This window comes from Nocardia sp. NPDC050408, assembly GCF_044458905.1.
Taxonomy (GTDB): domain Bacteria; phylum Actinomycetota; class Actinomycetes; order Mycobacteriales; family Mycobacteriaceae; genus Nocardia.
In genome coordinates this window covers 41,732-63,150 of sequence record NZ_JBITIL010000018.1, presented here as the reverse complement: position 1 = coordinate 63,150, position 21,419 = coordinate 41,732, and the positions used below count along the sequence as shown (strand labels likewise).

The window sequence follows — 21,419 nt, the reverse complement described above, 5'->3', positions numbered from 1 at the left end:
ATCAATTCGACGGCCTACCATCAGCCCATGGATCTTCGGCAGGTCGATCTGAACCTCCTCGTGGCGTTCGATGTGCTCATGTCCGAGCAGAATGTGACGGCGGCTGCGCGCCGACTTTCGGTCGGACAGTCGGCGATGAGTTCGACGTTGTCGAGGTTGCGGGCGTTGCTCGACGATCCGGTGCTCGAGCGCCGGGGCCGGACCATGTTCCCGACTCCTTTGGCGGAGGCTCTCGTGGTTCCGGTGCGAGAGGCGCTGAGTCGATTCAATTCGATTCTGACCGAACCGCCCGTCTTCGACCCTGAACGGGACCGTCGCAGCTTCACTGTGATGGCGAGTGAGTACGCTGCCCTGGCCGTACTCCAGCCCCTGCTGGTCGAGCTACGGAATGCAGCGCCGCACGTCGAGCTGCGCATCCAACCGGTTTCTGCGACCTTCCTCCACGACATGACAGCCGACACCGTGGATCTGACGATCGTTCCGCTGGCCGCGGACTCGATCACCGATTCCTTCGGTTACCAGACGCTGTACAGCGACCCCTACGTCATCGCCGTCGATGCGGCCAACCCGCTGGTCTCGCGCGAGATCACGCTCGAACAGTTTTCGTCGCTGCCCTATCTCGCAAGCAGCAACGGACATTCCCCCACGCTCGTCGAGACGCAACTGGACCGACTCGGCATTCCGCGGCGGCTGGAGGTGACTACGGGTTTCGGCCTTGCACCGTTCGTGCTGCGCGACACACCACTCGTCACCGTTCTTCCCGCCAGTTTGGCGTCGGCGGTCGCCGAGGGGGCCCGGTTGAAGTTGCTCACGCCGCCCATGCCGCTGGAGCCGATTACCGAGGCCATGATGTGGGCGGATCGGAACGACGACGACCCCAGTCATCGCTGGCTCCGAGAACGGCTCGTTGATATCGCCTCCCGGAAAACGTGGTCTCCGATGCCGGGCGTCGCCCGGTGAATAAGCCGATCGTGTCCGAAACCGGCTCTTCGCCACACCCTTCTCTGGCACAGCTGGGCCGTGTCGATCTCAACTTGCTGGTCGCGTTCGAGGCGTTGATGTCCGAACGGAGCGTCACCGGGGCGGCTGCGCGCCTGATGATCGGACAATCTGCGATGAGCTCGACCCTGGCGCGGCTGCGCAGGCTCTTCAAGGATCCAATTTTGGTGCGGCAGGGCCGAACGATGATCGCCACCCCACTCGCGAACGCACTGACCAGCTCGGTGAGCAGCACGTTGGCCGAACTCCAGGTGACGTTGTCCTCCCTGGGCTCGTTCGACCCGAAGGTCGATGAGCATGCGTTTTCTGTGGTCGCCAGTGATTTCGCGGCGGCCGCGCTTCTTCACCCGCTGCTGGTCGAGATCTCGTCGACGTACCCGAACATCCGTGTGCAGATTCGAACGGTCTCGATTGACATTCCCGCTGAGATGCTGCGCGGACGTGTCGACGTGATCGTGCTGCCTCGAGAGGTCATCTCGTCGTTCCCCGCCCTCTGGAGAGACGACGTCCGTCGCGAGGTGCTCTATCGCGATCGCTACGTGCTGGCTGCCGATGCCGCCAACGGCGCGGTCCGTTCGGCGATGACGGTCGAGGAGTTCAGCGCCATGCCCTACCTTGCGGCAACCTTCGAGGACGGGCGGCCCTCTTTGGGGGACACGAACCTCGATGTCCTAGGCATACCGCGCAGAGTCGAGGTCAGTACCAGCATCGCCGTGGCCCCCTTCATGTTGCGCGACACCACATTGGTGACGCTGATCCCGCGGACACTCGCGACACGCATGGCCAAGGCCGCCAATCTGCAGTTCATCGATCCACCCATGCAGCTAGAACCGATCACCGAAACGCTCATCTGGCTGCGCCGCCTCGATGGGGATCCTGCCCAGGCGTGGTTCCGTGACCGACTGCGGACGCAAGCAGCCAAACTGGTGGCTACGCCTTAGCGCTGATTGCGCGCGTCAGGCCGGGTTGCGGCCTACGAAGAATTCGCGGAGCGGGTCCATGGACGGGTCGAGGCCGGAGTCGATGAGACCCTTGCGGAGAGCGAGCATTTGACCGTCGTGGATTCGTTGGGTGGGCTGACGCAGCGGACCACCGTTGTATCCCTGTAACCAGCCTTGGAACTTCCACGCCTGGCGGTTGATGAACGCGCCACCATTGAGCGTCGGCGCCAGGGCCGCCTTGGCCTTGCGCGCAGGATGCGTTTGCCAAAACAGTTCTGCCGCGTCGTCGTGCTTGCCGTCGGCGAGCAGGTTCATCACCCGCGGAATGATGGGCCCGTAGAACTCGTGGTCACTGGTTGCCGAGAGCTGAATGGGCATCACCTGTGACAGGGGGATCAGATCGGCCTCGATGGGTACAGAGATGACGACTTCGTCGCCGAACAGACGGTGGCACTCGATGATTCCCTGGATGTAGGGAAACCCGCCTTCAGCTTTGATGACGGCGATGTTGTGGCAATCGTCGAGCAGGCGACGGATGAGGCGGCTGGGGATGTCCGACGGGTGGATTCGTGGACTGAATCCCCACAGATACATCGGGAAGACGATGACGGCGAGATTGGTGGCGTCACACACCGCCTTCGTATATCGGTAGACCTCCTCTTCCGACTCCGGGTAGAAGTTCGGCGGGTACGACAGCAGCACGAGATCTGCGCCGGCCTCCTCGGCGCCGCGAACGGCCTCGATGTTGTCGGCGAGAGTGCTCCAGCTTCCGTGGTGCACGACGACGAAGTCCGTGCCGGCCTCATCGCGGATGATGCGCAGGAATTCCAGGTATTCCGGCAGGGTGATGTTGACCTCGGAGACGCCCAGCGTCCCGAGGAAGCCGTGTTCCTTCGCGAGACGGATGTCGTGGCGGATGCCTGCCTCGTTGATGGATTTCAGGTCGCTCGTGAACGACGGGATGGTGCAGTTGACGGCGCCGATGAGCTTCTCGCGGGCCCATTCGCGGGCCTCGGTGCGGGTGTAAGCAGCCATGGTGTTTTCCTCTCGGGGGGTTGTTCAAGGGCCAAGTTGTTTCTGTTCAGGAAGCGATTTCTACGACGCTCCGGCACCCTCCCATGCGAGGTATTTCATTTCCATGTACTCGTCGATTCCGTAGACCGATCCCTCTCGGCCCAGACCCGACTGCTTCACGCCACCGAAGGGCGCGATCTCGTTGGAGATGAGGCCGGTGTTGATGCCGATCATTCCCGCCTCGATACCCGCGCTGACCCGCCACGTACGCTCAGCGTCGCGAGTGAAAAGGTATGCAGCCAACCCGAATTCGGTGTCGTTGGCCATGCGGATCGCATCTGCCTCCTCCTCGAACCGGACCAGCGGTGTCACGGGTCCGAATGTCTCCTCGCGTGTGATGCGCATCGTGGAGTCGACATCGGCCAGAACCGTCGGTTCAAAGAACAAGCCGCCGCGATCGTGACGCCGACCGCCGCAGAGCACACGCGCACCCAGGCCCACCGCGTCGGCAACGTGCTCCTCCACCTTCGTGACCGCGTCGACGTCGATGAGCGGACCCTGCTGGACACCGCTTTCGAATCCATCACCGACCAAGAGGCCCTCGACCTTACGTGTCAACGCTTCGGCGAACCGATCGTAGATCCCCGACTGGACATAGACCCGGTTGGCGCTGATGCAGGCCTGGCCCGTATTGCGGTACTTGGTGGCGATCACGCCTGCGACCGCCGCATCCAGATCGGTGTCGTCGAAGACGAGGACCGGCGCGTTGCCGCCGAGTTCCATGGAGGTTTTCTTTATGGTTTGTGCTGATTGGGCGAGCAGGAGCCGACCGACCTCGGTCGACCCCGTGAAACTGACCTTGCGGACGATGGGGTTGCCGGTCAGCACCGGACCGATTTCGTGCGCGTTGCCGACCACGATGCTGAGCACTCCAGCCGGCACGCCGGCTCGTTCAGCGAGCTCGGCCAGGGCCAGCGCTGTCAGCGGCGTCTGCTCGGCGGGCTTGACCACCATCGTGCACCCGGCGGCGAGTGCGGGAGCAGCCTTGCGAGTGATCATCGCGGCTGGGAAGTTCCACGGCGTGATGGCAGCGCACACACCGATCGCCTCCCGCAGCACCACGACTCGTCGAGACGACTCGGGAGCGGCGAAGATATCGCCGCGAACGCGTTTGGCCTCCTCACCGAACCACTCGATGAAGGACGCCGCGTAGTTCATCTCGCCGATCGCCTCGGCCAGGGGCTTGCCCTCTTCGAGAACGATGAGCCGCGCCAGGTCCTCGGTGTTGTCCCGGACCAGCTCGAACCACCGACGCATAATTTTCGAGCGCTCCTTGCCGGAGAGTCCGCGCCATGCGGGCAACGCGCGCTGTGCAGCGGCGACGGCGAGCTGGGTCTCGTCCGCGCCGGACGACGGCAGATCAGCGATCGGTTCACCGGTGGACGGATTGTGCACGACGAGCCGTTCGCCGCCGTCGCGGGTGAGCCACTGCCCGTCGATGTAGGAGGACGACCTGAACAGCGATGGGTCGGCGAGACCGAGGCTGGACCTCTGTGCGGTCACCTGAGAAGTCATAGCTGCGCCTCTATTTTTGGACGAGGGGGATCGAGATGGGGAGCGGGACTCCGAGTCCAAGGCGCCGGGCCTCGGCCAGACACATGGCTGCGACGGCGATGTCCTGCACGGCTGAGCCCACCGACTTGTACACCAGGATTTGGTCGCTACTCGTGCGGCCCGGATGCCGGCCCGCCACGAGGTCTGCCAGCGAGATGGTCTTCGACCCGAGATCGACGCCGGCTGCTTTGGCTGCCAATGCATCCCCGGTGTCGTGCAGAACCTCATCGACCATGTCAGCGACGATGAGCTCCGCGCGATCCAGTAGCTCGACGTCGACCTCGTGTTGTTCGGGGAGGGTCGATCCGACGGAGACAACGGTGGTTCCGGGCCGGAGCCACGCACCACGGACGGTGGGTGACTCGTCGCGCGAACGGGCCGCACAGATCACCAGGTTGGCTGCGCCGACTGCACTCTCGGCATCTTGGGCAGCGCTCAGGGGCAGTTCCAGATCATCCAGATCCGCGACGAACCGAGACCGGCTCTCCGCACGGGGGCTCCAGACGCTGACCGCGGACAGGGCGCGTGCTGCCTTTATGGCGCGGAGGTGCTTCTTGGCCTCGAAGCCAGAGCCGATTACGGCCACATTGAGCTCGCCGGGGCTCGCCAGGAGGTCAGCGGCGACCGCCGAGGTCGCGGCGGTGCGGAATCCGGTGATCGACTGACCGTCTATCAGAGCCACGAGCTCAGCGGTGTGCTCGTCGAACAAGGGGATCAGGTAGGACACCTGACGGGTCTTCATGGACGCCGCAATGAGTTTGGCGCCCATGAGACCGTTGTCGGCCGATACCCCGGTGAGAGTCCGGAGCCAGCTGCCGTCACCGCGAGCCATCGACCGTTCCGGATAGCGGGAGTCTGCAACATCGCCGGCGTACGCAGCGCGAAGTGCCTCGATTGCCCGTGCCCAGCCGAATGAATCTCGGACGGCCTGGTCGTCGAGTAATAGCGTCATGAGGCGGAGGCCCTGAGGTTGAGCGTGCGCGCCTGGAGGTGCGCCGAGCGTGCAACGTGTCTGCCACCGGCATGACTGATGCGTTCGAATCGATTCATTGGAACCACCTCATCGGGGTCTCGGCGTCCCGCGAACACGGATATGCGGGAGATCCGCTGCGCCAACGTCACGTTAAGACGACCTGCGATTCGCGACAAACAATTTCCGTGAATGCTCGACCATCGACGACATCGATACCGCGCGTGGATCCGAGCCTCTCTTGGCGCTGGCTCGAGTGTGGTCTTCCATCGATGCCATCAATTGTCGGGCATCGAAAGTTACGCCTTCCGACACTGTGAGCGCGGTCATACGATGGGCCAACCACTGTGATCGCGGTCATACGATGGGCCAACTATCACTGGCGTCATATCGGTCCGCCCGGTGCTTGTAAGGAGTTACATGACTGTCATCACACCCACCCTCGCGTCGGAAGTCACGCCGATCCTCGACCGTGTCGAGACGGAGCTCGAGAAGAATCGGGTACCGGCCGAGATCTGGAACAACGAGGCGATCTTCCGCGCTGAAATGGACCAAGTCTTCGGCACCTGCTGGGTCTTTGTCGCGCACGAGAGCGAAATCCCCAACGCTGGAGACTTCGTCCAGCGCCGCATAGGCCTCGATCCCGTGATCGTCACGCGCGATGGCAAGGGTGACATCAACGTGTTGTCCAACTACTGCCGCCACCGCGGCACCCAGGTGTGCCAAACCGACTCCGGAAATTCGCGCTTCTTCAAGTGCCCATACCACGGCTGGACCTACTCCAACAACGGCGACCTCGTCGGCACGCCTCACATGCGCGAGGCGTACGGAACGCGGCTGGACCCGAAGGAATGGGGTTTGAAGAGGGCCCCACGGGTCGACGTCCGGTCCAGCTTCGTCTTCGCGTCGCTGGCCGCAGAAGGTCCCTCGCTGGACGAGTACCTGGGCGGGGGAGGCTGGATGCTGGACGTCCTGGTGAACTTGGCACCCGGCGGCATGAAGGTGGCCGGCCCGCCCGAGCGGTATCAGATCAACGCGGACTGGAAGGCCGGTGCCGAAAACTTCTCCGGTGATGCCTACCACGTCGACACCTTGCACTTCAGCAACGAAGAGGTGGGGATGATCCAGGGTACAAGCGCCAACGCCGAGATGATGCACTCGTACGATCTCGGCGGCGGCCACGCGACACTCGGTTTTCCGTGGGCGCAAATCGGCATGCCGCTGTGGGGCTATTCACCGGAAACTGTCGCTCAGTTCGATCTCTCGGTCCTCGACGACGCTCAGCGGTACGTCCTCGAGACCAACCCGCCGACGATCGGCAACATCTTTCCGAACCTCAGTTACCTCCGCGCCTTCGCCCCTACGGTTCCCGGCGGCCCTCCGTCGGTCGTCACCTCTATCCGGGTGTGGCAGCCCCTCGCCCCGGGCAAGATGGAATTGTGGAATTGGCAGTTCGTCTGGGATTGCCAGAGTGACGAGGAGAAGCTCGATTCCTACGTGACAGGCCAATTGCTCTTCGGATCCGCCGGCACCTTCGAAGCGGATGACACCGTCGCCTGGGAGGGTTCCGCCCGCGCGGCGAAGAGCGCGTGGATGCAACGCGAAAATTTGAGTTTCAACTTCGAGCAGGCCGGTCGGACCACGGTCGACCTCACGCCGGACCCCGATTATCACGGTCCAGGCATCAAGCGGCCCACCGGCTTCGGGGAATTAGGTCCACTGAATTTCTACAAGCACTGGCTTGCCGTCATGCGTGGCGACTCGTCGTCCACGACGACCGAAGGGCGCTCCTCGTGATGACCGCTATCGAGACCACCGAGCACGCGCCCCAAGCTGCCCACCGAAGCCCCCTGGCGGACCCCGAACTGCAGAACATTGCGACTCAGTTCTTGGCTCTCGAATCGAAGTTGTTGGACGAAGCTCACGAGGAAGACTGGTACCAGCTCCTGGATCCCGAACTGCTGTACGTGATCCCGATCAGGCAGGCCACCGAACAGCGATCGGACGAGGTCAATCGCGCCGCGTTTCGGGTCCGCGACACCCTTGCTCACGTACGTCTACGCATCGATCGTCTGGCTACTGCCCAGGCTTACTCGGAAATTCCGCCCTCGCGCACCATGCGTCTCGTCGGGTCGGTCTTGGCCCGACCAACCGACCGAGACGACGTCATTTCGGTCTCGAGCGCCGTGCTTCTGTATCGCCAGCGGGGCATCGATCCGCACTTCGACCTCATCCCCTACCGGCGCAACGACGAACTCCGTATTACGGCTGACGGGCCACGACTACTGCGCCGGGAGATCCTCTTGACCGAAGTTTCGATCGCAACTCCCAACCTCGGACTGTTTCTGTGAGCAAAGGATGGCTTCAAAATGAGTGACCAGACTGTCGTCCGCTTAGACAGCGTCCGGTGTCGTTCCTATGGGATCTGCGCGAGCATTTTGCCCGATGTCTTCGATATCCCGCCAGACGCCCCGTCGGCGGTCCTGCTGCGTCACGAGGTTGATCCCGATGACGTCGAAGACCTCGAGGAAGCAGTACGGGCGTGCCCGGCCCAAGCCATTTTCCAAGGTTCCGGTCCGACGTGACCGCCGGACTGAAGGAGACCGACAACGTCGTCGTGGTCGGAGCGTCAGCAGCAGGCTTGGCGGCCGCAGACGGACTGCGTGAAGGCGGGTTCGAAGGTCCGATCACGGTCCTGGGCTCAGAGCTGCACCATCCCTACGACCGTCCGACGCTATCGAAGGGTCTACTGCTCGGGCAGGGCGAGCCGGAGCTCCTCGAGATTCGCTCAGCAGAGCGAATCAGGCAGAACCGGATCACCCTTCTGCTTGGGCACCAAGCAGTCGGTCTCGACATCGATCGCAAGTTCGTGATCACCAATTACGGTGAGACGCTGCCATGGGACGCCGTGGTTCTGGCGTGTGGTGGTCGCGCGCGAGTGCTTACGACGGTCGAAGGTGAAGCGCTTCCGGTGCTCCGCACACCGAACGATCTCCGGGCCCTGCGACGGGCCGCTGCCCGCCACGGAGACGTGACCGTCGTCGGCGCGGGGCTCATCGGGCTCGAGATCGCAGCTGGACTCAGTGCCCACGGCGTGTCCATCACGGTTGTGCACGACACCGAGCGCCCCATGGACGGCATCGTCGGGCCCGAGCTCGGCCAGGTGATCTCCGACCTGCACTCCAAGCACGGTGTGCAATTGAAGATGTCGAGTGCCGTCACGTCCGTGACGGGTGAACTGGGCGCCTACACCCTTCATCTGGTGGACGGCTCGACCCATCAGACGCCCTACGTAGTCGTTGGCATCGGGGTCGACCCCGAAGTGGATTGGCTTCTCGACTCGGGTGTCGCGCTGGACAGAGGCGTCCTCACCGACGCGGCAGGTCAAACCAACGTGCCCGGAGTGTGGGCGGCCGGTGACGTCGCCCGCTCCGCTCACCCCATGTTCCGCGAGCCGTTGCGCATCGAGCACTGGACACACGCCGTCGAGAAGGGCAGGCACGTCGGGCTCAACATCGCCCGCGGCACCGAAGAGTCCTTCGGCGGCGTGCCCTACTTCTGGAGCGATCAGTTCGGACGCCGGTTCCATAGCTACGGGCGGCGGGCCCCCGGTGACGAGATCTTCGTCGCGGAGGGATCGCTGATGACTGATGAATTCCTGGTCCTGTTCGGCCGCGACGGTGAATTCCACGCCGTCTTCGCTAGCGGGCTGTCACGGTCGCTGCGCGGCTATCGCAAGCTTCTCGCGAGGGGCGGCACCTGGGACGACGCCCTCGATCTCGCGCACGCGTCAAACCCCGATCTGGCACGCTCAGCCGCCCGTTGATGGGTGTCTGCAGCCCCAGCGCAAACCACATCCCGTGAAGGACTGCAAAAAAATGCAACTGCTCAATGACCACGTCGTTCTCATCACCGGCTCCGGCTCCGGCCTGGGGCTCGGCATCGCCCGGTACTTTCGGGACGAGGGCGCGACGCTGGCACTGTTCGAGTACGACGAATCAAAGGTCTCGAAGCTCCAGGACGAATTCGGCGACGACGTACTGGTGGTACACGGCGACGTCCGCAGCATTGCTGACCTGACGCGTTGCCGCGACGAGGTCGTCGGGCGCTTCGGCCGGCTGACAGCCATCGTGGGAGCCCAAGGCATCTACGACGGCAACGTGCGGTTGGCCGACATCCCGGTGGAACGTCTCGACACCCTCCTGGACGAAATCTTCGCCGTCAACGTCAAGGGCTACGCCCTTACCGCACGGATCTTTTTCGACCTGCTCGACGCCGAGGAGGGTGCTGTCGTGCTGACCTGTTCGCAGGCGGCGTTCGCCGCTGACGGGGGAGGAGTGGCCTACACCGCCAGCAAGGGGGCCATCCGCGCCCTGGTCAATCAGCTGTCCTTCGAATTCGCACCCCGGGTTCGCGTCAACGCGGTCGCGCCGAGCGGCATCGCGAACAGCCAATTGCGGGGCCCTGCCGCCCTCGGTCTACAGGACTCCCTACAATCCGACATCCCGGCGGACGCCTTCCGGCAGCAATTCGAGTGGCTCGCTCCGCTTCAGCACATGCCCTCTCCAGAGGAGTACGGCCCGCTCTACGCATTCCTGGCGTCACGACACAACAGGGTCATGACCGGGCAGACGGTACTGGCGGATTCGGGTGCTCTGAACCGGGCACTGATCAGCACCGGCGAACTGATGGCCACGATGCCGGGCGCCTAAGCGCCCCACCCACCACACCGAGATTGCAAGCAACAGAAAGAGACTCATGTTCGAATACTTCCCGGGCAACTACGTCTGGAACCTGTCCGTGGTGGGCGCTTTGAACTCCGGCGGCCAGATCGACGAGATCGACCGCGCCTGCCGCCCGTTGCTCGAAGCGGCGAAAGCCGGTAGTGATGCCGGCACGGACGAGTTCCTGCGTGTCTGGACTGATCTCACGGATGCGCTGGTCGAGCTGGCCCGGGTCGAAGAGAAAGCGGGCCACGACCGGACCGCCGGCGGGATGTACGCCCGTGCCGCGAACTATCTGTGCACCGCCGAGCGGATGCTCTCGGCGGGTCACCCCGACCGCGTGCCCACCTACCGCCGGGTGCTCGAGCTGGCACAGAAGGGATTCGATCTCCGAGACCACAGCATCACCCGGGTTGCCATCCCATTCGAGGACACGACGCTGCCCGCCTACTTCTCAGCGGCGCCGGCGACCTCGGAGGGGCCGGCGCCGGTCATCATGCTCATCAACGGCCTGGACTCGACCAAGGAGCACATGTACTGCTCGGGATTCTGGGCCGAGTTGGCAGATCGGGGTATTTCGTGTCTCATGCTCGACCAACCCGGTTCCGGGGAGGCGCTTCGGCTACAAGGTCTGATCGCACGCCGCGAGTCCGAGACCTGGGCCAGCTGGGTCGTCGACTGGCTGACGGCCAGAAATGATGTCGATACCGCCCGGATGGGGGTCGTGGGCTGGTCGTTGGGCGGCTATTACTCGCCCCGGGTCGCGGCCTTCGAGAAGCGCTTCGCCCTGTGCGTCGCCTGGGGAGCCAACCACAACTGGGGTGCCGTGCAGCGGCGTCGGCTCGACCGCGAGGGCGAGCACCCGGTGCCGCACTACTGGGACCATGTCAAATGGGTCTGGGGCTATGACGATCTCGACGAGTTCATCGAGTTCGCCGACTCGATTCACCTCGATGGCGTCGTCGACAAGATCACGGTGCCGTTCCTGATCGTGCACGGCGAGAACGATCGGCAAATTCCCTTGGAGTACGCGCACCGGTCCTATGAGCAGGCGGTGAACGCACCCTCTCGCGACCTTCGCATCTTCACCCGGCAGGAGGGCGGTGCCGAGCACATCGGGATCGATCACCTCCCCCACGTCGGCGCCTACATCGCTGATTGGGTCACCGACACCTTCGCGGCCATGGTCCCGCAACCGACTGGTTAGTACCCAAGCCAGCCGATTGCATTGTCCGCCCATCAATCTGGTGAGGATCCCACATGCCCGACACCAACGCCGTTGCCGAGACTCGCAACGTCGACACGAACAGTCCCTTCTACAGTCCCGCCGCCGAGGACGCTATCGCCGAAGCCGCATCGCGCTGCTCGAACTGGGGACGGTGGGGCGACGACGACGTGCTGGGCACCATGAACTTCCTCGATGACGCGAAGCGGGTCGAGGGTGCCTCCAGAATTCGTCGGGGCGCTGCCTTCTCGCTCGCCCAGAGCTTCGACGCAAACGGCCCGCAGCACGGCTGGCGAAAGCGCAACAACCCGGTGCACACCATGCTGGTCAGCGGCCTCGATGCTGAGTTCGGTGAACCCGATATGCCGCACGGCTTCGGCGGTGCCGATGACTACGTGGTGATGCCGCTGCAAGCCTCCACCCAGTGGGACGGGCTGGGCCACATCTTCGACCACGGTGTCGCCTACAACGGACGTCCCGCGTCCAAGGTCGTCACCAGCGAGGGCGATCTTCTGACGGGCATCGAGACCGTGGCCGACCGCATCGCAGGGCGCGGCGTGCTGCTCGACGTGGGTCGCGCGCTCAGGGAAGACGGGGAGCTGCCCGACGGCTACGCGATCACCGTCGAGGACCTGGAGAACACCATCTCCGCGCAGGGGGAATCGTCCGTCGTCGGGCGTGGCGACATCATGCTCGTCCGCACCGGGCAGCTGTCCCGGGTCCGTCGCGACGGATGGGGCAGCTACGCCGGCGGTGCCGCCCCCGGGTTGTCCTTCACGACCGCGGGTTGGCTCCACGACCGGGAGGTCGCCGCGATCGCCACCGATACGTGGGGCTTCGAAGTCCGCCCCAACGAATTCGAGAACGCCTTCCAACCGCTGCACCAGGTCGTGATCCCGCACATGGGGCTTTTCATCGGGGAGATGTGGGATCTCGACAAGCTTGCCGCAGACTGCGCCTCCGACGGGATCTTCGACTTCTTCTTGACTGCCGCGCCCATTCCGGTGACGGGCGCCGTCGGTGCGCCGGTCAACCCCGTCGCGATCAAGTGACTCGACCGGCGGGCTGAGCCCGCGTACCAACACGATAGGAGCTTCACCCATGCGTTTCGCCACGTGGGTTCAGGATGGTCAGGTCACGACCGGCGTCGCCAGCGACGACGGCCTGCACGCGTTCGACCGGCAGACCACGATCCTCGAGCTTGTTCGCGCCGGACTCCCGGTCGCCTTCGAAGCCGGGGCCGCCGCACTGGGTAGACGTCCCGTCGATCTCACTGCGGTGCGGCTGCTCCCGCCGATAGAGCCCCCCACAGTGCGCGACTTCGCAGCCTTCGAAGAGCACATCGTTGGGGCCGGCCGATCGATGGCGGCTGCGGCCGAAGTCGAGCCCGAGTGGTACAAGAGACCAGTCTTCTACTTCAGTAATCCCTACGCGATGATCGGTGCCCATGACGACGTAGCCGTGCCACCGGGATGCCAGGTGATGGACTACGAACTCGAGGTCGCAGCCATCGTGTCGCGGGACGGATCGTCCGTCACACCGGCAGAGGCTCGGGACTACATCTTCGGCTACACGATCTTCAACGACTGGTCGGCTCGAGACCTCCAAGCCGGGGAGATGAAGGTCGGCCTCGGCCCGGCCAAGGGCAAGGATTTCGCTACCACGCTCGGCCCGTTCCTCGTCACAGCCGATGAACTCGATCCATTTCTGACTGCCGACGGCCTCTTGGACCTCGACGGGACTGTGTCGGTGAACGGCACAGTCATCGGCCGGGACAACCTGCGCAACATGAGCTGGTCGTTCGACGAACTTCTGGCCCAAGCGTCACGCGGGACGTGGGTCAGGGCCGGAGACGTCCTCGGATCCGGAACCCTCGGCAATGGCGGATGTCTCGGTGAGTTGTGGGGTCGCTCCGGTACGCGCACGCCGGAGCCACTCCAGCCCGGCGACGTGGTCGAGATGACCGTCGCGACACTCGGCACGATCCGCAACACCGTCGTTCCGGGCCCAGAAGCGCCGGCGATCCGCGAGGCACGTCGACACGACTGGAAAGCTCAGCGCCGCAACTGAGTTCGAGCACGGTGGGCCGGCAGGACATTCAGATCATCAGAGCCTTTGACATGGACGTTGTCGTCGAGCCTGCATTCCTGGCGTCGTGGTCGCGCCGGCCCATCGCCAACTCACCGAATTACTCATTCGACAATTGAGGTAGCTACGTGATGACGAAATCCAACACCATATGGCTGATCGCGGAGGTCGGCTGGTACATCGCGGAGGGTGTTGCGGGCCTCGCGTCGACCTACGTCCCATTCGACTATGACTACTGGGCCGGGAAGAGGCTGCAGCGCCGGACTGACCGTGCATTCGGAGTGCTGGTGGAAAGCCTCGACTTCGACCTTGGAAACGGCTGAGTTGTACTTGCCCAGTCTTTCTCGATGCGGGTTCTGGGTGCGGCGGTGTCAGGATGAGCGCGCCACGTCGATGCTGCCGCGGCGGACAACAAAGCTCCCGTCGTGACGAACGCTGCCCCGATACCTGTGCTGGACAACATGACTCCCGCCGCGGCAGGGATGAAGACCTGACCCAACCTGTTCCCTGTCATCCGTAACGACAACGCGGCGCCTCGGCTCGAGGCGACGGCATAGCGGAAGCACAACTTCGATCGATGCCGGATACCGCCACCGCGGCTGTCTTCTGGCGCCGGGCTGCCGGCGCACAGCGATCGACGCCGAATGGGCGGACGAGTTGGTGAACGTCCTCGCCGCAGGGTCGACTTGACGCTACCGACGACGCGGGAAACCCCCTGACCTCACCGCCACGGTGGCCAACTCCGCAGGTCCGTCGAACCCTGCGGGGGATACGATCCCAGAATCTTCAAGTTAACAGCCTCGGGTGGACCGATGGAAGTGCAGCGCGCACCCTTGCCGGAGGCGTCCCGACATCGGAGGTCACCATCACCGGTGAGCCTCACGCGCAATCACCCAGCGGAACTGTAGCTGTCCCGGTCGCGATCGTTGCCACCATGCTGTGCGCCGCACGCACCCCGTGATCGAAGCGTCCGTCTGTGAGATGCGCCGACAGCACCGCCGGTGGGGAGCACGCCGCATCGCGCACGAGCTGCGACAGGAACTCGGCAATCGTGCCCTGTCCACCGAGCCCTTACCAGGAACGAACTGATCAATCCTCAAGAACAGCAACACAAACGAATCTACAAGCGGTGGGAACGCGAAGCTCCGATGCACCTGTGGCAGCTCGACCTGGTCGGAGGGATCTTTCTGGTAGGAGGTCGCGAATGCAAGATCTTGACCGGGATCGACGACCACTCACGATTCATCGTCGTCGCCACCGTGCTCGAGAAGCCTTCCGGTGTGGCCGTGTGCGCAGCGTTCGTCGCCGCGATGGGGCGATGGGGCGTTCCCTTCGAAGTCCTCACCGACAGCGGTAAGCAGTTCACCGGCAGGTTCACCCGCCCGCTACCCGTCGAGGTGCTCTTCGAGCGCACCTGCCGCGAGCACGGCATCAGCGCCCGCCTGACGAAACGGCGATCACCGACGACCACCGGCAAGATCGAACGGTTCCACCGAACGCTGCGACGCGAACTGCTCGACGAAGTGGGGCCATTTGCCACAATCGAAGCCGCGCAGCCCGCCCTCGATGAATGGGTGCACAGCTACAACACCCAACGCCCACATCAGTCCCTGGGCATGGCCTCCCCGGTGACGCTGTTCCGCACACGAAAGGATGCGACGCCGGCTGCTACCAACACTGCACCCACGGCGATCACCGAGTCTGCTGCTGAACAATCAACATCGACGGGCTCATCCGCCAGGGCGCGAAGGATCTGACCATCGTCTCGAACAACGCGGGCAACGGTGAGGTCGGGCTGGCCGCCCTGTTGCAGGCCGGTCGGGTCCGGAAAGTGATCTGCTCCTTCCCACGACAGACCGACTCGTATGTCTTCGACACGCTGTACCGCGCGGGCGAGGTCGAACTTGAGGTCGTCCCACAGGGCAATCTCGCCGAGCGAATGCGCGCCGGCGGGTGCGGGCATCGGTGCGTTCTTCTGCCCGACCGGGGTCGGCACACCGCTGGCCGAGGGCAAGGAGACCCGCGAAATCGACGGGCGCACATACGTTCTCGAATACCCGATCAAGGGTGATGTCGCACTGATCAGCGCCCATCGCGCCGACACCCTGGGCAACCTGGTCTACCGCAAGACCGCCCGGAATTTCGGCCCCGTCATGGCCACGGCCGCCGCGTCGACCATCGTCCAGGGGACGAGAACCGTTGCGCCGTCGTCGATTCCGGCGACTGCCTCGTCGACGGATTCCACATAGACGAGATCGCGGTCGGGCACCCGAACGAGCGGGTCGGCCGGTGCCGGACCATGGATCAACTTCGCCAACGGCGCCTGCGGAAAAGCCAACAGCGGGATCATCGGCCACTACCCGCCAAGCACCCGCCCGACCGCGGGAATCGACCCCACCAGCTAGCACTCTTGCCGACACGCGTGCCCCAAAATATTGCAGGTCAGGACAGACCCTCAGTTGGCTGCAGATACGGGGGCCAAGGGCGACGCCACTGCACTGGTCTGGCGCTATATGCTGAGGTACACCATCGAGCAGGACCTGTATATGGGTGAAATCGACTCGTTCAAGACTCAGCGCGAGGTGATCTCCACGGTCCCGGTGGAGCTGGCGGAAGCTGGATTCGCCGACGCCGAGGAGATCGGTCGCGGCGGCTTCGGCGTGGTGTATCGGTGCTCCCAGACGGCCTTGGATCGGACTGTGGCGGTCAAGGTTCTGACGGCCGACCTCGCGGAGGGCAACCGGGAGCGGTTTGTTCGGGAGCAGCGGGCGATGGGCCGGCTGACCGGGCACCCGAACATCGTGGCAGTACTGCAGGTCGGCACCACCGCATCCGGTCTGCCCTATCTGGTGATGCCCTACTATCCGCAGGATTCCCTCGACGCCCGAATCCGTCGTTACGGTCCGCTGTCGGTGCAGGAGTCGTTGCAAGTGGGGGTGAAGGTTGCCGGGGCGCTGGAGACCGCGCACCGGCTCGGCATCGTGCATCGGGATGTTAAGCCCGCCAACATCCTGATCACCGATTACGGTGAGCCGGCACTGACCGATTTCGGGATCGCGCGTATCGCCGACGGATTTCGTACCGCCACGGGCACGGTAACGGGTTCGCCGGCGTTCATCGCACCGGAGGTGCTGGCGGGAGAACAGCCGACCGCGGCGGCCGATGTCTATGGTCTGGGCGCTACCTTGTTCGCCGCGTTGACCGGGCATGCGGCGTTCGAGCGACGCAGCGGGGAGCAGATGGTGGCCCAGTTTCTGCGGATCACCACGCAGCCGACGCCGAATCTGCGCGAGCACAGCATCGACGAAGAGATCTCGACCGCAATCGAACATGCCATGGCCCGCGCTCCCGAGCAGCGGCCCGCCGCGGCGGCCTTCGGCGAGCAGTTGCAGCAACTGCAGGTCGAGCGCGGGTGGCCGGTCGATGAGATGGCGGTGCGGATCACAACGGGTGCCGAGCAGCCAGACAGAACCCCGATTCCATTGATTCCACTTGCCACCGGCCGCTCGCCGGTTCGGGGGCCCGCACCGTCTGGTTCGTGGGTCAGCGCACAGGCGTCTCTTCCTCTGGAGCTGACGAGCTTCGTCGGCCGCCGCGCCGAATTGACCGAGGCCAAGAGCCTGCTGGCGAGCTCGCGGCTGGTGACGTTGACCGGGATCGGTGGGGTGGGCAAGACCCGGCTGGCGTTGCGGGTCGCGACCGGTGCGCGACGCGACTTCACTGACGGGGTGTGGTTGGTCGAGCTCAGCGAGCTGCACGATGGTGGCCTGCTGCCGGGGGTGATCGCTGCCGCTGTGGGGTTGCGTCCGCGGGGACAGTCGGTGCTCGATGTGCTGATCGAATATCTGGCGCCACGGCAGTTGCTGCTGGTGCTCGACAATTGCGAACAAATCGTGGATGCGGCAGCGAAGGTTGCCGAGACTCTGCTGCGGGCGTGCCCGGGGCTGCGGATCCTCGCCACCAGCCGCGAGCCGCTGGGCATCGGCGGGGAATCCGTACTGCGGGTGCGGCCGCTGACGGTTCCCGATCCAGATCGGGAACCGTCGCTGCGGGGTGCGCCCCGCTACGACGCGGTCAGCCTGTTCGTCGAACGAGCCGCCGCCGCGGTGCCCGGCTTTGCGCTCACCAAGGACAACCTCGCCGCGGTGGCCGAGATCTGCCGCCACCTCGACGGGCTGCCGCTGGCCATCGAGTTGGCGGCAGCCCGGCTGCCAGCACTGTCACCCGAACAGATCCTGCAACGGCTCACCGACCGGTACGCGCTGCTCACCCGCGGCAGCCGCAGCGCGCCGAGCCGCCAGCAGACCCTGCAGTGGTGCATCGACTGGAGTCACTCGCTGTGCACCCCGGCCGAACAGCAGGTGTGGGCCCAGCTGTCGGTATTCGCCGGCAGTTTCGAACTCGACGCCGCCGAACAGGTGTGTCGAGACGACCTCGGAGCACAGGATCTGCTCGATGTGCTCACCGCCCTGGTCGAAAAGTCCATCTTGAATCGCGAGGAGTCGGAGTCGGTGGTGCGGTTCCGGCTGCTCGAGACGGTCCGTGACTACGGCCGCGACAAACTCGACGAAGCCGGCGAATACCTGGAATTGCGGCGCCGGCACCTGGACTGGTATCGGCAGCTCGCCGAGGACGCCGAGGCCGATTGGATCAGCTCTCGACAACTCGACTGGATCGCCCGCCTCGACCGCGAACAACCGAACCTGCGCGAGGCATTGGACTTCTGCCTGACCGACACCCGAGCAGGATCCGACGCCGCGTTGTCGTTCGCGGCAGCCCTGCAACTGTTCTGGTTCTCCCGAGGCCAGCTCAGTGAGGCTCGGCACTGGCTCGACCGCGCCCTCGCCGGCGCACCCGCCACTGCCACGCCCGCACGCGCCAAGGCACTGTGGCGCGCCAGCCTGGTGACCGAATCCCAGGATGATCTCCCCGCAGCATCCGCACTGGTCATGCAGGCGCGGGCGCTCGCCGAACAGACCGAGCATCCGATCGTGCACGCGTTCGCGAACCTCACCCAAGGTCTGCACGCGGTCCGCATCGCTGACTCTGCGCGCGCCCGCGCTCCCACGGAGGCGGCCCTCGAGACGTTCACTGCACAAGGCGAGGTCTACGGGCAGGTCTGGGCCCTGCTCGGGCTCGGATGGGTGCACACATTCCGGGAGGACAGCGCAGCAGCTCTCTCGTACTTCGAGAAGGCCCTCGCGATCATCGAATCCCACGGCGAATCCGCACATCGGTCATATGCCTTGTGGGGGGCGGCGATTGCCGCGTGGCGCCAGGGTGATCGCGACCGTGCGCTACAGTTGCTGCGGCAGGAGTTGCAGCTGGCCAGGCAACAGAAAGACCTGCTCATGGCCGCGATAGCCCTGGAAGGTCTGGCTTGGGTCGTCGGCGCCGAGGGCAGCGCGCGGCGCGCCTCGGTGTTGCTGGGCGCCGCGCAGGCACTATCTCAGGCGATTGGCGGCTCTTCCATACTGTTTCCGGGCCTGGCGGTCCACCATGAGGACTGCGAGCGAGCCGTCCGTCGCACGCTCGGCCAGCGATCCTTCGAGGCCGCCTACCGCGAAGGCGCCGCACTCGATCTCGACTCCGCGACCGACTACGCCCTCGGAGAGCAACCAAGGGCCGCAGCTGCTGATCCGGCGAAGCTGACCAGACGGGAGCAGGAGGTTGCCGACCTCGTCGCCGACGGCCTGACCAACAGGGCCATCGCCACCCGCCTGGTCATCTCGCTGCGCACCGCTGAGGGACACGTCGAACACATCCTGACCAAACTCGGATTCACCTCCCGCGCCCAGATCGCCGCCTGGGTCGCCGAGCGGAGCCGACCCGCACACGGTTGAAGGTGTCGGACTGGGTCATCCCTTTGAACGATCGGCGAGATCGCCCCACGCCGACCGGGTGATCCGGCCACTCTGTACGCGTCCTCGGAGCGGGCGAAGCGCGAATGACTGTCCAGAGAAAAGCCATGCCGATGAAGCCGAGCCCGGGGTGCCGCCGGGACTGATGCCGACGAGGCCGTCTTGGCCTGCTGTTTTCATGCCGAATGCCATCTCGATTGCCGGGAGAGCAGCGTGGGCCGCAAAGCGTGGGGTGGGTCGAGGACGTCGTAGAGTGTGGTGCGCCGGGTCAGCTGCCTGCCGAGTTCGCCGACCGTCGCTGCCAGTTCGGCTTCATCGAGTCGCTGGCCGTGGGCGGCGCCGGCGGCCTGATGTTCTCGTCCATGAGAGTGCCGCCGACGTCGTCGACTCCGACCTGCAGCAATTGCCGGACTCCGGATATGCCGGTCTACATCCACGATGCCACCAATGCCGGAGTGGATTTCGACGCACGCCAACTGGACGCCGCGGGCCTCGGATACCCGCTGGGCGAAGCCGCCGTCATGTTCGACGCGTGTCGGCTCTACGAATTAGCCTCCGCCGCAGCCTGCACACGTGCAGCGAGTCGGCACGGCAGCGGCGAACAATCGGGTCGGCCCCGTGGATCCCAATTTCTTCCGCACAACGCTGGGGCATTTCGCCAGTCGAGTCACCGTGATCACCGGCGCATCCGCCACGGGACCGGTCGGTTTTCAGCTGCCAATCGTCGGTGTAGCGGTCCCGCAGGGCCGATTCCCGTGCACGATGGGAGTCGTCTCGGTGCCGTTCACGCTCACGGTCCATGCTTGCCTGGTGATGGATCGCGTCGAGATCACGGCTGCACGACGGTCTGTCAGATGAATTAACGACGGATCTGAGCATCGGTTGCTGGTCGGAATGGTCCGGCCTTCAAAAGGTGATAGCGAATGCGTTCAGGGACTGACTTCTACGCCGTCCGAAAATGAGTGGAATCTGCAGTGGTGTGAAACCCAGCATGGTGTGATGACACACGAGCAGGCGGCGTATCGGATTGGCTGGGATCAGCTGCCCGGTCCAGTGCGCGCGGCGATCGAGCCGCGCTTGGGTGATCGAGCTCGGATGGTGACGGTTCCGTCTGGCGGGTTCAGCCACGGCATGGCCGTGCTTGTCGAATTGGACAACGGCCGAACGGTTTTCGTGAAGGCTATCCATGGCGATGACACTCTCGCGGTCCGGCATCGGATCGAAGCAGATACCGTGTCCCGTCTACCTGCTGTGGTTCCGACGCCTGCGGTGCTGTTCTCGATCGAGACGGCCGGTTGGGTAGTCACCGTTTTCGAAGCTGTGCCTGGTCGTCATCCTCGCCTCGATCGCCTTAACGAACTGGCTGCCGTGTTGGACGCTGTCGAGCAGCTGGCGGTGGTGTTGACGCCCAACCCGCTCGCCGACATGCCCACAATCGAACAGTCCTACGGGGCGGAGCTGACCGGTTGGCGCCAGTTCGCCGAACACGGTCCGCCCGTCGATCTCGACCGGTGGTCGCTACGCAACCTGGACCGGCTGGCCGCGCTGGAAGCGACCTGGTCGGATCTGGCTGCCGGTGACACGTTGCTGCACACCGACCTTCGCCCGGACAACATGCTGTACCGCGACGACGGCAGCGTGGTCGTGGTGGACTGGGCATGGCCATGCGGCGGCGCCGCGTGGGTCGACCTCGTCTCACTGATGCCATCGCTTCTCGCCAGCGGCATCGATCCCGAACCCATCCTCGCCACCCATCCAGTCACCGCTGACACCAACCCCGCCGCTATTACCGCGTTCGTGTGCGCGCTGTCGGGCTACTGGGCACGCAACAGTCGACTACCCGCACCACCGCGGTCTCCAAATCTGCGCGTCCACCAAGCCGAAAAGGCCCGCATCGCCCGAGAATGGCTGACCAGGCGAATCACGCCACCGGGCGGTAGGCGCGGAACCGCGAAAATCCGTCGACGACAAACACGTTGATGG

At 64.6% G+C, this 21,419-nt stretch carries 16 protein-coding genes and 2 pseudogenes; 15 read left to right on the top strand and 3 right to left on the bottom strand.

All coding sequences use genetic code 11. The features are described from left to right. The first annotated feature begins 27 nt into the window (after nt 1-27). Both ACIBJI_RS34345 and ACIBJI_RS34340 read left to right on the top strand, forming a co-directional pair. Nucleotides 28-960, top strand: a complete 933-nt coding sequence (locus ACIBJI_RS34345; RefSeq protein WP_396960251.1) for a LysR family transcriptional regulator — start codon at nt 28-30, stop codon at nt 958-960. Next, entirely contained in the window at nt 957-1,940 is a 984-nt protein-coding gene (locus ACIBJI_RS34340; RefSeq protein WP_397087420.1) for a LysR family transcriptional regulator, read from the top strand. The genes ACIBJI_RS34345 and ACIBJI_RS34340 overlap by 4 nt, the downstream gene beginning before the upstream one ends. Nucleotides 1,941-1,955: 15 nt before the next feature. Here ACIBJI_RS34340 and ACIBJI_RS34335 read toward each other — a convergent pair whose 3' ends face one another. From ACIBJI_RS34335 to ACIBJI_RS34325, 3 genes are read right to left on the bottom strand one after another with little or no spacing between them, the layout of a single operon-like run. Continuing rightward, complete coding sequence (locus ACIBJI_RS34335) at nt 1,956-2,975, bottom strand: dihydrodipicolinate synthase family protein (RefSeq protein ID WP_327100351.1); 1,020 nt, start codon at nt 2,973-2,975, stop codon at nt 1,956-1,958. Nucleotides 2,976-3,035: 60 nt separating this feature from the next. Continuing rightward, the gene (locus tag ACIBJI_RS34330; protein WP_397087418.1) at nt 3,036-4,529 is read right to left on the bottom strand and encodes an NAD-dependent succinate-semialdehyde dehydrogenase; all 1,494 of its coding nucleotides are present in this window, start codon (nt 4,527-4,529) and stop codon (nt 3,036-3,038) included. 10 nt (nt 4,530-4,539) lie between these two features. Next, complete coding sequence (locus ACIBJI_RS34325; RefSeq protein WP_397087416.1) at nt 4,540-5,400, bottom strand: ornithine cyclodeaminase family protein; 861 nt, start codon at nt 5,398-5,400, stop codon at nt 4,540-4,542. Nucleotides 5,401-5,958: 558 nt separating this feature from the next. On the opposite strand from ACIBJI_RS34325, the gene ACIBJI_RS34320 reads away from it, so the two are divergent. The 13 genes and pseudogenes from ACIBJI_RS34320 (at nt 5,959) to ACIBJI_RS34260 (ending at nt 21,416) form a co-directional block, all read left to right on the top strand. Next, a complete protein-coding gene (locus ACIBJI_RS34320; RefSeq protein WP_397087414.1) occupies nt 5,959-7,335 on the top strand; it encodes a Rieske 2Fe-2S domain-containing protein in 1,377 nt (458 codons plus the stop codon). Further along, nucleotides 7,335-7,889 carry an aromatic-ring-hydroxylating dioxygenase subunit beta gene (locus ACIBJI_RS34315; RefSeq protein ID WP_329407961.1) on the top strand — a complete coding sequence of 185 codons (555 nt, stop codon included), beginning with the start codon at nt 7,335-7,337 and terminating at the stop codon, nt 7,887-7,889. Before ACIBJI_RS34320 ends, ACIBJI_RS34315 begins: the two co-directional genes overlap by 1 nt. A gap of 18 nt (nt 7,890-7,907) precedes the next feature. Beyond that, nucleotides 7,908-8,123, top strand: coding sequence for a ferredoxin (locus ACIBJI_RS34310; RefSeq protein WP_329407963.1), 216 nt, complete (start codon nt 7,908-7,910; stop codon nt 8,121-8,123). Further along, complete coding sequence (locus tag ACIBJI_RS34305) at nt 8,120-9,364, top strand: NAD(P)/FAD-dependent oxidoreductase (protein ID WP_397087412.1); 1,245 nt, start codon at nt 8,120-8,122, stop codon at nt 9,362-9,364. The genes ACIBJI_RS34310 and ACIBJI_RS34305 overlap by 4 nt, the downstream gene beginning before the upstream one ends. A gap of 52 nt (nt 9,365-9,416) precedes the next feature. Further along, nucleotides 9,417-10,250: an SDR family oxidoreductase gene (locus tag ACIBJI_RS34300; protein ID WP_396960266.1), complete on the top strand. Its 834-nt coding sequence runs from the start codon at nt 9,417-9,419 to the stop codon at nt 10,248-10,250. 46 nt (nt 10,251-10,296) lie between these two features. Then, the gene (locus ACIBJI_RS34295; protein WP_397087410.1) at nt 10,297-11,469 is read left to right on the top strand and encodes an alpha/beta hydrolase family protein; all 1,173 of its coding nucleotides are present in this window, start codon (nt 10,297-10,299) and stop codon (nt 11,467-11,469) included. A 53-nt stretch (nt 11,470-11,522) separates the two neighbouring features. After that, on the top strand, nt 11,523-12,539 hold the full coding sequence (locus ACIBJI_RS34290; RefSeq protein WP_327100342.1) for a cyclase family protein: 1,017 nt from the start codon (nt 11,523-11,525) through the stop codon (nt 12,537-12,539). Nucleotides 12,540-12,588: 49 nt separating this feature from the next. Further along, complete coding sequence (locus ACIBJI_RS34285) at nt 12,589-13,557, top strand: fumarylacetoacetate hydrolase family protein (RefSeq protein ID WP_327100341.1); 969 nt, start codon at nt 12,589-12,591, stop codon at nt 13,555-13,557. Nucleotides 13,558-13,706: 149 nt separating this feature from the next. Further along, nucleotides 13,707-13,898, top strand: coding sequence for a hypothetical protein (locus ACIBJI_RS34280; protein WP_327100340.1), 192 nt, complete (start codon nt 13,707-13,709; stop codon nt 13,896-13,898). Between the two features lie 631 nt (nt 13,899-14,529). Continuing rightward, nucleotides 14,530-15,218 (top strand): annotated as a pseudogene (locus tag ACIBJI_RS34275) (integrase core domain-containing protein); the annotation flags it as partial. A 77-nt stretch (nt 15,219-15,295) separates the two neighbouring features. Continuing rightward, nucleotides 15,296-15,824, top strand: a pseudogene (locus ACIBJI_RS34270) (3-oxoacid CoA-transferase subunit A); the annotation flags it as partial. Between the two features lie 297 nt (nt 15,825-16,121). Next, on the top strand, nt 16,122-19,418 hold the full coding sequence (locus tag ACIBJI_RS34265; protein WP_397087576.1) for a protein kinase: 3,297 nt from the start codon (nt 16,122-16,124) through the stop codon (nt 19,416-19,418). Between the two features lie 1,017 nt (nt 19,419-20,435). After that, nucleotides 20,436-21,416 carry a phosphotransferase gene (locus ACIBJI_RS34260; RefSeq protein WP_397087407.1) on the top strand — a complete coding sequence of 327 codons (981 nt, stop codon included), beginning with the start codon at nt 20,436-20,438 and terminating at the stop codon, nt 21,414-21,416. Nucleotides 21,417-21,419 lie beyond the last annotated feature (3 nt).